The following is a 12175-nucleotide window of genomic DNA, read 5'->3' as shown; positions in this document are numbered from 1 at the left end:
CGGATTGAAACCGGCTGCGCCGGTTTGGCGTCTTCGTTTTGCACGACCTCCATCGGCGCCATTACGCGTCGAGCGCCGCGCGTGCGCACGTCTCGTCGGTCACGAGCCCCGACACCCAGCCGCCGCGCAGCGCTGCGATCACCGCGTTGCGCTTCTTCGGGCCGCCCGCGAACGCGATCGTCGGCCGCTTCGGCGGCGTCGCGAGCGGCACGCTGGTCACACGCGCGCTCGTCGATACTTCGACGAGCCGGCCCTGCGCGTCGATCGGCACGCCGAGCAGCTCGGCCACCGCACCGCGCGCGATCATTTCGTCGCGCTCCTGTCCGGTGATGAAGCCGTCTTCGTACAGCGGGCAGTGCGGGCCGATGTTGCCGATTCCGACGAACGCGACGTCGGCCTGCGCCGACAGCGCGTCGACGATCCGGTACAGCCGGTGATTGCACCACTGCGCGCGCTCGGCGTCGCTGTCGGCGAACAGCGGCGCGGGCAACAGGAAATGCTTGCCGCCCGTTTTTTCGGAAATGTACTGCGCGACGTCGTAGCGGTTCGACGAGCCGTCGGCCGCGATCGCGCCGACCATCGACACGAGTCGATGCTGCGGCCGCTCGATCTGCGCGATCTGCGCGACCGCCGCCTTCAGCGTGCGGCCGCTGCTGACTGCGATCACCATCGGCCGCGTCTCGTTCAGATAGCGCTCCATCACCTGCGCGCCGGCAACGGCCAGCTTGCGGTCGATCGCATCGGGCGCGTCGGCATCGACGGGCACGACTTCGCACATCGCGAGCCCGTAACGTTTCGACAGCTGCGCGCCGAGATCGAGACAGTCGGCGAGCCGGTGATCGACGCGCACGCGGATCAGGTTCTTCTCGACCGCGAACGCGACCAGGCGCTGCGCGACGGGGCGCGACACCTGGAGCTTTTCGGCGATTTCGTTCTGCGTGTCGCCGGCTACGTAGTAGAGCCACGCGGCGCGCGTGGCGAGATCGAGTTTTTCTGAGGATTTGGACACGATAGCGGTTCGGTTCGAATCTGGGCCGGCCGTCAGGCGGCGCAACGACATCCACTGTAACGCATGCCCGGCGGCGGCCGACGCACTCGGCGCGCCGCAGCAGCGCGTTACGCGAGCCGCGCGCGCGACGGCTCGTAAAGCGGGCGCACGTGCCGATACAACGTGCGGAACGCATCGAGGCGCTCGTGCAGCGCCGCATGGCGGGACGGATTCGGCGCGTATTCGGCGCGCACCGGCGGCTTGGTCAGCACCGTATGCGGATCGCCGCCGACGGCGAGCCAGCCGAGGCGCGCGGCGCCGAGCGCTGCACCGGTTTCTCCGCCGCCGTGCTGGCGCGTGCGCACGTTCAGCGCGTCGGCGATCAGCTGCGCCCAGAACGCGCTGCGCGCGCCGCCGCCGATCAGCGACAGGCGATCGGTTTCGACGCCGGCCGCATGCAGGGCGTCGAGGCCGTCGGCCAGGCCGAGCGTCACGCCTTCGAGCACCGCGTAGCCGAGATGCGCGCGCTCGGTTGCATGTGTCATCCCGAAGAACACGCCTTGCGCATATGGATCGTTGTGCGGCGTACGCTCGCCGGACAGATACGGCAGAAACAGCGGGGCAGTGGCGAGCGCGCCGGCATCGAGCGCCTCGATTTCGGCGAGAAGTGCCGGCTCGTCGGTGCCCGTCAGCTTGCAGACCCAGCGCAGGCAACTGGCGGCCGACAGCACGACGCTCATCAATTGCCAGCGATCGGGAATCGCGTGACAGAACGCGTGCACGGCCGACGCGGGGTTCGGCATGAAGCGGTCGCCAACCACGCTCAGCACGCCCGACGTGCCGAGCGACACGAAGCCGTCGCCCGCATGAATCGCGCCGATGCCGAGTGCGCTCGTCGCGTTGTCGCCGCCGCCGCCCGCGACCACCACCGCCTCCGACAGCCCCAGCGCGCGCGCGACGTCCGCGCGCAGCGTGCCGGACGGCGCATTGCCTTCGACGATGCGCGGCATCTGCGCGCGCGTCATCCCGCAGGCGGCGAGCAGCGCGTCGGACCAGTCGCGGCGCGCGACGTCGAGCCACAGCGTGCCGGCCGCGTCCGACGGGTCGGACACTTTCGCGCCGGTGAGCCGGAACCGCAGGTAATCCTTCGGCATCAGCACGCACGCGGTCGCGGCGAACACGTCGGGTTCATGCTTCGCAACCCATAGCAGCTTCGGCGCGGTGAAGCCGGGCATCGCCAGATTGCCGGCGAGCGCGTGCAGATCGGGCGCGCGTTCGGTAAGCAGCGCGCATTCGTCGGCGCTGCGCATGTCGTTCCACAGGATCGCGGGGCGCAGCACGCGGTCGTCGCGGCCGAGCAGCACCGCACCGTGCATCTGCCCGGACAGGCCGATTCCGCGCACCTGCGCGAACGCTTCACGGTGCCGCTCGCGCAGTACCGCGAGCGCGGCGAGCGTGCCTTGCCACCAGTCCTCCGGATGCTGTTCCGCCCAGCGCGGGTGCGGCCGCGACACGCTGAACGGCGTGCCTGCGGTGCCGACCACGGTGCCGTCCGGGGCCAGCAGCAGCACCTTCACTTCCGAAGTGCCGAGGTCGATGCCGAGATACATGAGCGATCCGTTCCGTCAGAGAGGAGCCGCTACTTTAGCCGTACGCACGCACCGATGCCAACGCAGGTTGGCCCCGATGCAAGGCCGCGTGCGCGCGGCAGCCGCCGGAACCGGCGCCGCGCATCAGCGCTGCGCGAGCCATGCATCCACGCGGGCGAGCCCGGCGCGTAGCGCGTCGTGCAGCGCCGCGTTGCCGGCGACCGAGCCCCACAGCGCGCGGCTTGCGCACAGCGCGGCGGCCGGATCGTCGGCGTCGACGATCGCGCGTGCGGCGCTTTCGTCCATCACGCCGTCCTGGTACGCATACGGCAGCAGGCCGCGCGCCCAGCGTTCGAGAAAGCGCAGGAACAGCGCCGGAAGCACGGCGGTCGCGACAGGCGCGCGGCCGCGCGCGAACGACTCGACGAGCGTCGGGGCGATGAAGCCGGGAATCTTCGAGAAGCCGTCGGCCGCGACGCGCTGGTTCGTATCGAGCACGTACGGATTGCCGAAGCGTTCGAGCACGACGTCGCGATAGCGCGCGAGATCGAGCGGGCTCGGCGTCAGGCACGGCATCACGTCCTGCGTTACGTAATCGTGCGCGAAGCGGCGGATCGCCGCGTCGTGCGTGCCCTCGTGGATATACGTGTAGCCCGCGAGCGTGCCGGCCCACGCGATGCAGCTGTGCGTCGCGTTCAGGATGCGGATCTTCGCTTCCTCGTACGGGTGCACGTCGCCGACCAGTTCGGCTCCCGCCAGCTCCCAGCGCGGCCGGCCGGCCGCGAAACGGTCCTCGATCACCCACTGAATGAACGACTCGCCCATCACCGGACACGCATCGTCGACGCCGGTGGCCGCGCGCACGCGCTCGCGCACGTCGGCGGTCGGGCGCGGCGTGATGCGGTCGACCATCGCGCTCGGCGTCGCAACGTGCGCATCGAACCACGCGAGCAGGCCGCCTTCGCCGCGCCGTTCGAGGAATTCGCGCATGCCCGCGCGAAAGCGCGCGCCGTTGTTGCGCAGGTTGTCGCAGCTTTGCAGCGTGAGCGGGCCCGCGCCGCGCTGCACGCGTTCGGCGAGCAGCGCGGCGAGCGCGCCGTACAGCGTCGTGCGTGCGCCTTGCAGGTCCGCCGCGAGATCGGCATTCGCGACGTCGAGGCGGTTGTGTTCGTCGAGGTAATAGCCGCCTTCGGTGACGGTGAACGACACGATCCGGCACGCCGGGTCGGCGCCTGCATCGATCAGCGCGGCGAGGTCGACCGACCACGGCAGCACGCGCGAGATCGCTTGAATCGTCTCGTACGCGCGCTCGCCTTGCGGCGTGACGGTTTCGAGCGTGTATGCGCCGTGCTGCGCGGCGAGCGCGTCCATCGTCGCGCGCATGTCGTCGCGGATGTTGCCGACGGTCAGCGTCCAGCGCTCGTCGGCCGGCACGGCCGCGTTCACGCGGTGCAGGTACCACGCCTGATGCGCGCGATGAAACGAGCCTGCACCGATGTGCAGCAGCACGGGCGTGCGGGCGGAGGGCGAGTCGGTCATCCGGTGTCTCCTGTCGCGATCGGAGCGCGCGCAGCTGCGGCGCGGCATCCGCGATCGTTGCTGTCTAATACGATCATTTGCTCTTCATGTGAGCGAATGATCGTATTCGGAGGCGCGAAAGTCAAGGCGCGGACATGGCATTTCGATGGTGCGATGCGGCGGGGAGGGCTGGCGCCGGAGCCGCGAGCGCGGAGGGGCGGAGGGCGAGTGCCGCAGTAATGGCCGCAATGCGCCGGCGGCAAGCGCGGCCGGACACACCGGGCACGGCAGCGCTCACCCCGCGTCGCGCGTCAACGCGACGAGCTCGTCGAGGAGCTTCCCGGCCGGCCCCGGCAGGATGCCGTGACGCCGCCGGAACGCGGTCAGCGTGCGTATCGCGACGACCTCGCGCACCGGCAGCGTATCGATCGTGCCTGCCCGCCGTTCGGCGCCGTACATCGGTTCGGCCATCCAGCTCAGGAAGCCCGCATGCGCGACGAGGCCCTTCAGCGTCGTGACCGAGCGCGTCTCGACCGCGATGTCGGGCAGCGCGAGCCCGTGCGCGTCGAAGGTCGCGCGCATGTGGTCGAACGGTGCGGTGCCGCGCGGCGGAATCGCCCAGCGTGCGTGCAGCGTGTCGGCAAGCGTCGGCGCGCGGCCGAGCGCGCGGAGCGGATGGTGCGGCGCCGCAACGATATGGCTGCGATCTTCCCAGCGGCACTCCGGAATCGCGACGATCTCGTCCGTGTCGGGACCGTAAGCGGACAGCGCGAGATCGATCTCGTGTTTGGTGAGCCCTTCGGCGAGCCGGTCCCACACGCCTTCGATGATCTCGACACGCAGGTTCGGCCAGCGGTCCAGCACGCGGCCGACCGCGACCGGCAAAACCAGGCTTGCGATGCTGCCCACGGTGCCGACCTTGATCGTGCCCTTCGCGAAGCCGCGCATCGCGTCGAGTTCCTCGCGCGCGTGCTCGGCCTCGTGCTGCAGCAGCGTCGCGTGCGGCAGCAGCGCGTCGCCGAACGCGGTCAGCTGGACGCCTTTCGAGTGGCGTTCGAACAGCGGCGCGCCGACCTGGTCCTCGAGCCGCTTCAGGATCCGGCTCAGCGCCGGCTGTGTCACGTGCAGCGCTTCGGCTGCGCGGCCGAGACTTCCGCACGCGACGATGGTCGTGAATGCCCGCAATTGTCGAAGGTCGAAAGTCATGCCAAATCGTTATGGCTTTTCGCAAAAAATACAGTATCCGCGAATGGATCGCGCTTCGATACTGTGGAAACCGCCAAGCCACCGAGGAGACGCCCGAGCATGTCCGGCACCCCGTCCCGATCCGCCACGTCTGCGGCGGCCGCTACACCCGTGACCGTCCGCGGAGCCGTCATCGACCTGTTTCGCCAGTTCGGGATCGACCGCGTGTTCGGCAATCCCGGCTCGACCGAATTGCCGATGTTTCGCGATTTCCCGGCCGACTTCCAGTACGTGCTCGGCCTGCAGGAGGCCATCGTGGTCGGCATGGCCGACGGTTATGCGCAGGCCACCGGCAATGCGGCGGTCGTCAATCTGCATTCGGCGGCCGGCGTCGGCAACGCGATGGGCAACCTGTTCACCGCGTTCAAGAACCGGACGCCGCTGATCGTCACCGCTGGCCAGCAGGCGCGTGCAATCTTGCCGTTCGATCCGTTCCTGGGCTCGACGCAGGCCGCCGAGCTGCCGAAGCCGTACGTGAAGTGGAGCATCGAGCCCGCGCGCGCGCAGGACGTGCCGGCTGCGATCGCGCGTGCGTACCGGATCGCGATGCAGGAGCCGCGCGGGCCGGTGTTCGTGTCCATCCCGGTCGACGACTGGGATCAGCCGGCCGAGCTGCTGCCACGCCGCGACGTGAGCAGCGTCGTGCGGCCCGATCCCGACGCGCTCGCGCGGCTCGGCGACGCGCTCGATGCCGCGCGGCGGCCGGCGCTCGTGGTCGGCGCGGCCGTCGATCGTGCCGGCGCGTGGGACGACGTCGTGCGGCTCGCCGAGCGGCACCGGGCGAGCGTGTATGCCGCGCCGATGTCGGGACGCTGCAGCTTTCCCGAGGACCATCCGCTGTTCGCCGGCTTCCTGCCGGCGATTCGCGAGAAGATCGTTGCGCGGCTCGACGGGCACGACCTCGTGTTGGCGTTCGGCGCACCCGCGTTCACCTATCACATCGAAGGTTTCGGTCCGCACGTGCCGCCGGGCGCGACCCTCGTGCAGCTCGTCGACGATCCGGGCGTCGCAGCATGGACGCCGTCGGGCGACGCGGTCGTCGGCAATCTGCGGCTCGCGGCTCGCGACCTGCTCGCGCGGCCGGCACCGCCCGAGCGGCCGATGCCCACGCCGCGTCCGGCGCGTGCGCGCGTTGCAGCGCCGGGCGGCGGCGAGCGGATGTCGGTCGCATTCGCGCTGCAGACGCTCGCCGACGTGCGCGAGCCGCACGACATCGTCGTCGAGGAAGCGCCGAGCGCGCGGCCGGTGATGCAGGACTACCTTCCGTTCACGCACAGCGGCACGTTCTACACGATGGACAGCGGCGGGCTCGGGTACGGGATGCCGGCCGCGGTCGGTGTCGCGCTCGCGCGGCGCGGCCAGCGTGTGATCGCGCTGATCGGCGACGGCTCGAGCCTGTATTCGATCCAGGCGCTGTGGAGCGCCGCGCAGCTGAAGCTGCCGATCGCGTTCGTGATCCTCAACAATCGCCGTTACGCCGCGCTGCAGGATTTCGCGCCGGTGTTCGGTTTCGGCCCCGGCGATCCGGTGCAGGGCACCGATCTGCCCGACCTGGATTTCGTCGCGCTTGCGCAGGGAATGCGGTGCCGCGCAGTGCGCGTCGCCGACGCCTCGCGGCTGCGCGCGACATTGACCGATGTGCTCGCCGACGCGCTGCGGGCCGATACGCCCGTCGTCGTCGACGTCGAGGTTGCCTGACGCGCCACGCGTCTTCCGGAGAATCCATGCAAACCGTATCGATGCTGATCGGCGGCGAACGCCGCCATTCGTCCAGCGGAGTGACGTTCTTGCGCCGCAATCCGCTCGACGGAGACGTCGCGTCGTCGGCGCCCGCGTGCACGGTCGACGATGCGCGCGCGGCGGCCGACGCGGCGGCATGCGCGTTTCCCGAATGGGCCGCGCTCGGCCCCGGCGCGCGCCGCGCGCTGTTGCTGAAAGCGGCCGCTGCGCTCGAAGCGAAGCACGAGCAGTTCGTGGCCGCGATGGCGGCCGAAACCGGCGCGTCCGCGCTGTGGGCCGGTTTCAACGTTCAGCTGGCCGCCAGCGGGCTCGTCGAGGCCGCATCGCTGACCACGCAGATCGGCGGCGAGCTGATTCCGTCCGACGTGCCCGGCTCGCTCGCGATGGGTGTGCGGCAGCCGGCCGGCGTCGTGCTCGGCATCGCGCCGTGGAACGCGCCGGTGATCCTCGCGGCGCGTGCGCTCGCGCTGCCGCTCGCCTGCGGCAACACGGTCGTGCTGAAGGGCTCCGAACTGTGTCCGGTCACGCACGGATTGATCGTCGAGGCGCTGCATGAGGCCGGGTTGCCGCCGGGTGTCGTCAACTTCGTCACGAACGCGCCCGAGGATGCGGGCACCGTGGTCGACGCGCTGATCGCCCATCCGGCCGTGCGGCGCGTGAATTTCACCGGTTCGACGCGCGTCGGGCGGATCGTCGCGCAAGCGTGCGCGCAGTACCTGAAACCGGCGGTGCTCGAACTCGGCGGGAAGGCGCCGTTCGTCGTGCTCGACGACGCGGATCTCGACGCGGCGGTCGCGGCCGCCGCATTCGGTGCGTTCGCGAATTCCGGGCAGATCTGCATGTCGACCGAGCGGATCGTCGTCGACGAAGCAATTGCCGACGCATTCGTCGCGAAGCTTGCCGCCCGCGCGTCGTCGCTGCCGCTCGGCGACCCGCGCGACGGCCCCGTCGTGCTCGGCTCGCTGATCGACACGAATGCCGTCGAACGCTGCAACGCGCTGATCGACGATGCGCTCGCGCACGGCGCGACGCTCGTGTGCGGCGGCAAGTCGGGCAGCACGCTATTCCCGGCGACGCTGCTCGACCATGTGACGCCCGCGATGCGCATCTACGCGGAGGAATCGTTCGGGCCGGTGAAGCCGATCGTGCGCGTCGCCGGCGAAGCGGCCGCGATCCGGTGCGCGAACGACAACGCGTTCGGGCTCGCGTCGGCCGTGTTCAGCCGCGATGTGGCGCGCGCGATGCGCGTGGCCGCGCGGATCGAATCGGGCATCTGCCACGTGAACGGTCCGACCGTCCACGACGAGGCGCAGATGCCGTTCGGCGGCGTGAAGGAAAGCGGCTTCGGCCATTTCGGCGGCAAGGCCGGCATCGCCGCGTTCACGGACCTGCGCTGGATCACCGTGCAGACCGCGCCGCGTCATTACCCGTTCTGAGGAGGCGCGGACGATGAGGATCGCGATTCTGGGCGCCGGTGCGATGGGTTCGCTGTTCGGCGCGCTGCTCGCCGAGCGCGGCGAAGCGGTCACGTTGATCGACGTGAACGATGCGCATCTCGATGCGATCCGGCGCGACGGCTTGCGCATCGACGACGATCGCGGCGAACGCCGCGTCCGCGCGTTGCAGGCCGTCCGGCCCGAAGCGGCGAACGCGGCGGCGTGCGCGGCGCCCGACACATCGTTCGACCTGCTGATCGTGTTCACGAAGTCGCTGCACACGCGTACCGCGCTCAACGGCGTGCGCGCTTTGCTTACGCCGCGCACGTCGGTGCTGACGCTGCAGAACGGGCTCGGCAATGTCGAGACGCTGAGCGCGTTCGTGCCGCTCGAATGCATTCTGGTCGGCGTCACGACATGGCCGGCCGATTTCGCCGGGCCCGGCCACATACGATCGCACGGTGCGGGCACGATCCGCATGATGACGGCCGACGGTGCAGCGCGCCCGTTCGCAGCAGCCGTGGCCGACGTGCTGTCGCGTGCCGGGCTTGCGTGCTCGCTTGATGCGGATGTGTGGGCCGCGATCTGGGAGAAGGTCGCATTCAACGCGGCACTGAACACGCTGTGCGCGGCGACGGGCTGCACGGTCGATCAGCTCGCCTGTGTGCCCGACGGGCCACGGCTTGCGCTCGCGATCGCGGCGGAAACGGCTGCCGTCGCGCGCGCGAAAGGGATCGCCGTGGACGGCGCGCGCATCGCACGCAACGTCGAGCATGCGATTCATGCGCACCGCGGTCACCGGCCGTCGATGCTGCAGGACGTGCTCGCCGGGCGCCGCACCGAGATTGACGCGATCAACGGCCAGGTCGTCGCAGCCGCACGCGAGACGGGCGTCGCGGTGCCGCACGCGGACACGCTGCTTGCACTGGTGAGGCTGATCGACGCGCGGCGCGACTGAATGTCAGGCCTGCGGCCGGCGAGCGCCGCACGACGGGAAATGCGCCGCGCATCGCCGACGGCGCCCGACCGACGCGAACGGAACAGCAGACGGCGCCGGCGCGCACGCGTTGACGGCGCCGGTGCAGCACGAGATCCGGCACGCGCGTGCGCGCGAGCCCGGACAACTGGAGACGCGATGAAAGCCAGCAAATGCCGTTGTCTTGCCGTGCGCCGTTCGCGCACGTTGCCGCCGATGTGTTCGTTAGCGTCGTTGCCTTCGATACCGCCGATGCGCGGTGCACGGGAAGTCGGATGAGCACGCGCGATACATTGCCGCCGCCGTCGGTCGACATCGGCGCGACGCTCGACGAAGGGCCGTTCACGACGATGCAGCGGTGCGTCGTACTGCTTGCCGCGCTCGCGATCGTGCTGGACGGGTTCGACGGGCAACTCATCGGCTTTGCGATTCCGGTGCTGATCCGCGAATGGGGGATCACGCGCAGCGCATTCGCGCCCGCGGTGGCCGCCGGGCTGATCGGGATGGGAATCGGCAGTGCCTGCGCGGGACTCGCCGCGGACCGGTTCGGCCGCCGCCACGCAGTGATCGGCAGCGTATTCCTGTTCGGCGTCGCGACCTGTGCGATCGGTTTCGCGCCGGACGTCGCGACGATCGCGCTGTTGCGCTTCTGCGCGGGGCTCGGAATCGGCGGCGCGCTGCCGACCGCCACCACGATGACGGCCGAATACACGCCCGCGCGGCGACGCACGATGATGGTGACGGCGACGATCGTCTGCGTGCCGCTCGGCGGGATGCTGGCGGGCCTGTTCGCACACGAGGTGCTGCCGCGCTACGGCTGGCGCGCGCTGTTCTTCGCGGGGGGCGCGCTGCCGCTCGTGCTCGGCTTCGTGCTGGTGCGCGCGCTGCCCGAGTCGCCACGCTATCTCGCGCGCCGCCCCGCGCGCTGGCCGGAACTCGGCGCACTGCTCGGGCGCATGCAGCGGCCCGTGGCGCCGGGCACTGCGTTCACCGATCTGCGCGACGCACGCTCGCCCGGCGCGCGCGGCGGCTTCGGCGCGCTGTTTGCCGACGGCCACGCGCGCGACACGATCGCCCTTTGGTGCGCGTTCTTCATGTGTTTGCTCGCCGTGTATGCAGCGTTCAGCTGGCTGCCGACGATGCTGGCCGCGAGCGGCCTCAGCGTATCGGTCGCGGGTTCGGGGCTCACCGCGTACAACCTCGGCGGCGTGATCGGCGCGCTGCTGTGCGCATGGGCGATCGCGCATGCGGGTTCGCGCTGGCCGCTCGCGCTGTGCGGTATCGGCGGCGCGGCGAGCGCGGTGTGGCTGATCGGCGTCGACGCCGGACGCCACACGGGCTGGCTGCTCGTCGGGCTCGGTCTGCACGGGTTGTTCGTCAACGCAGTGCAGTCGACGATGTATGCGCTCTGCGCGTATATCTATCCGACCGCGGTCCGCGCGACCGGCACCGCGAGCGCGCTCGCGTTCGGGAGGCTCGGCGCGATTCTCAGCGCGTTCGCGGGCGCGCTCGTGATCACCGCGGGCGGTGCGACCGCGTACCTGACGCTGCTGGCCGTCGCGATGGGGGTGGTGTGCGTCGCGCTGCTCGCGGTGCAGCGGCACATTCCGCGGCTCGTGCGCGACGGCGAACCGGCGCGAGAAGGGAAGGTGGCCCGCACGTCGTCGTGACCGGCGGGCACCTCGCGCGGATGTTACAACGTGGTGCGCACGTGCCAGAGCTCGGGGAACAGCACGACATCGAGCATCTTGCGCAGATACGGCGCGCCGCTCGTGCCGCCGGTGCCCTGCTTGAAGCCGATGATGCGCTCGACGGTCGTCACATGCCGGAAGCGCCACTGGCGGAATGCATCTTCGAGATCGACGAGTTCCTCGGCCATCTCATACAGCTCCCAGTGCTGCTGCGGATGACGATAAACCTCGAGCCACGCGGCCTCGACGGTTTCGTCGTGACGCATCGGCTGCGTCCAGTCGCGCTCGAGCCGCTCGGGCGCGATCGGGAAACCGCGGCGCGCGAGCAGACGCACGACCTCGTCGTAGAACGACGGCGCCTCCAGCGTCGCGCGCACCTGTTCGAGAATGTCGGGCCGGTGCGCATGCGGCTGCAGCATCTGCACGTTCTTGTTGCCGAGCAGGAATTCGAGCTGCCGGTACTGGTACGACTGGAAGCCCGACGACTGGCCGAGATACGGCCGCATCGCCGAATACTCGGACGGCGTCATCGTGGACAGCACGTTCCACGCCTGCACGAGCTGCTCGAGAATGCGCGACACGCGCGCGAGCATCTTGAACGCGGGCGGCAGCGCGTCGGTGCGCACTGCATCCAGCGCGCCGCGCAGTTCGAACAGCGCGAGCTTCATCCACAGCTCGCTCGTCTGATGCTGAATGATGAACAGCATCTCGTTGTGATCGGGCGACAGCGGATGCTGTGCGTTGAGGATCGAATTGAGCGACAGGTAGTCGCCGTAGCTCATCGACTTCGAGAAATCGAGTTGCGCGTTGTGCCAGCCGGCTTGGCCCACGGCATCGCCGCCCGGCACGTGGGGCGCTTCGTGGGCGGGCTGGGCCGCACGTGCGCCCGAGAACGGGCAGCCCGCCGGCGCGTCGCCGCCGGGTGGCTGCATATGACCAGAATTCACGACCTTCTCCAGATTTGAATGACGGGGGGCGCGGCGCGCGATCCA

9 protein-coding genes are annotated in these 12175 nt (G+C 70.1%); 4 read left to right on the top strand and 5 right to left on the bottom strand.

The genetic code is table 11. From position 1 onward, the window contains the following. Nucleotides 1-61: 61 nt before the first annotated feature. The 4 genes from WK25_RS12565 to WK25_RS12550 form a co-directional block, all read right to left on the bottom strand. On the bottom strand, nucleotides 62-1060 hold the full coding sequence (locus tag WK25_RS12565) for a sugar-binding transcriptional regulator (RefSeq protein WP_174554668.1): 999 nt from the start codon (nucleotides 1058-1060) through the stop codon (nucleotides 62-64). Nucleotides 1061-1116: 56 nt separating this feature from the next. After that, entirely contained in the window at nucleotides 1117-2598 is a 1482-nt protein-coding gene (gene xylB, locus WK25_RS12560; protein ID WP_069241696.1) for a xylulokinase, read from the bottom strand. 123 nt (nucleotides 2599-2721) lie between these two features. Next, nucleotides 2722-4116, bottom strand: coding sequence for a D-arabinitol 4-dehydrogenase (dalD, locus tag WK25_RS12555; RefSeq protein ID WP_040141692.1), 1395 nt, complete (start codon nucleotides 4114-4116; stop codon nucleotides 2722-2724). A 273-nt stretch (nucleotides 4117-4389) separates the two neighbouring features. After that, nucleotides 4390-5301 (bottom strand): LysR family transcriptional regulator, encoded by a 912-nt coding sequence (locus WK25_RS12550; protein WP_069241695.1) that lies wholly within the window; start codon nucleotides 5299-5301, stop codon nucleotides 4390-4392. 99 nt (nucleotides 5302-5400) lie between these two features. Here WK25_RS12550 and mdlC point away from each other — a divergent pair, with 99 nt between their 5' ends. From mdlC to WK25_RS12530, 4 genes are all read left to right on the top strand, one after another. Next, nucleotides 5401-7038, top strand: coding sequence for a benzoylformate decarboxylase (gene mdlC / locus WK25_RS12545; RefSeq protein ID WP_069241694.1), 1638 nt, complete (start codon nucleotides 5401-5403; stop codon nucleotides 7036-7038). Between the two features lie 26 nt (nucleotides 7039-7064). After that, nucleotides 7065-8516, top strand: a complete 1452-nt coding sequence (locus WK25_RS12540; protein WP_069241693.1) for an aldehyde dehydrogenase family protein — start codon at nucleotides 7065-7067, stop codon at nucleotides 8514-8516. Nucleotides 8517-8529: 13 nt separating this feature from the next. Next, nucleotides 8530-9474 (top strand): ketopantoate reductase family protein, encoded by a 945-nt coding sequence (locus tag WK25_RS12535; protein ID WP_069241692.1) that lies wholly within the window; start codon nucleotides 8530-8532, stop codon nucleotides 9472-9474. A 293-nt stretch (nucleotides 9475-9767) separates the two neighbouring features. Continuing rightward, nucleotides 9768-11162 carry an MFS transporter gene (locus WK25_RS12530; RefSeq protein WP_069241691.1) on the top strand — a complete coding sequence of 465 codons (1395 nt, stop codon included), beginning with the start codon at nucleotides 9768-9770 and terminating at the stop codon, nucleotides 11160-11162. Nucleotides 11163-11185: 23 nt separating this feature from the next. Here the strand turns inward: WK25_RS12530 and kynA are convergent, their stop codons facing one another. After that, nucleotides 11186-12115 (bottom strand): tryptophan 2,3-dioxygenase, encoded by a 930-nt coding sequence (kynA, locus tag WK25_RS12525; RefSeq protein ID WP_040141679.1) that lies wholly within the window; start codon nucleotides 12113-12115, stop codon nucleotides 11186-11188. Between the last annotated feature and the right edge of the window lie 60 nt (nucleotides 12116-12175).

The sequence above is a fragment of the Burkholderia latens genome, assembly GCF_001718795.1.
Classification (GTDB): domain Bacteria; phylum Pseudomonadota; class Gammaproteobacteria; order Burkholderiales; family Burkholderiaceae; genus Burkholderia; species Burkholderia latens_A.
The sequence above is the reverse complement of the archived record's forward strand: the minus strand, read 5'-3'. Positions and strand labels throughout refer to the sequence as shown.

What these genes read in the sequence shown, in the direction of transcription:
- WK25_RS12565 (WP_174554668.1), bottom strand. Translation starts at nt 1,060, where the DNA reads ATGTCGTTGCGCCGCCTGACGGCCGGCCCAGATTCGAACCGAACCGCT.
- xylB (WP_069241696.1), bottom strand. Translation starts at nt 2,598, where the DNA reads ATGTATCTCGGCATCGACCTCGGCACTTCGGAAGTGAAGGTGCTGCTG.
- dalD (WP_040141692.1), bottom strand. Translation starts at nt 4,116, where the DNA reads ATGACCGACTCGCCCTCCGCCCGCACGCCCGTGCTGCTGCACATCGGT.
- WK25_RS12550 (WP_069241695.1), bottom strand. Translation starts at nt 5,301, where the DNA reads ATGACTTTCGACCTTCGACAATTGCGGGCATTCACGACCATCGTCGCG.
- mdlC (WP_069241694.1), top strand. Translation starts at nt 5,401, where the DNA reads ATGTCCGGCACCCCGTCCCGATCCGCCACGTCTGCGGCGGCCGCTACA.
- WK25_RS12540 (WP_069241693.1), top strand. Translation starts at nt 7,065, where the DNA reads ATGCAAACCGTATCGATGCTGATCGGCGGCGAACGCCGCCATTCGTCC.
- WK25_RS12535 (WP_069241692.1), top strand. Translation starts at nt 8,530, where the DNA reads ATGAGGATCGCGATTCTGGGCGCCGGTGCGATGGGTTCGCTGTTCGGC.
- WK25_RS12530 (WP_069241691.1), top strand. Translation starts at nt 9,768, where the DNA reads ATGAGCACGCGCGATACATTGCCGCCGCCGTCGGTCGACATCGGCGCG.
- kynA (WP_040141679.1), bottom strand. Translation starts at nt 12,115, where the DNA reads ATGCAGCCACCCGGCGGCGACGCGCCGGCGGGCTGCCCGTTCTCGGGC.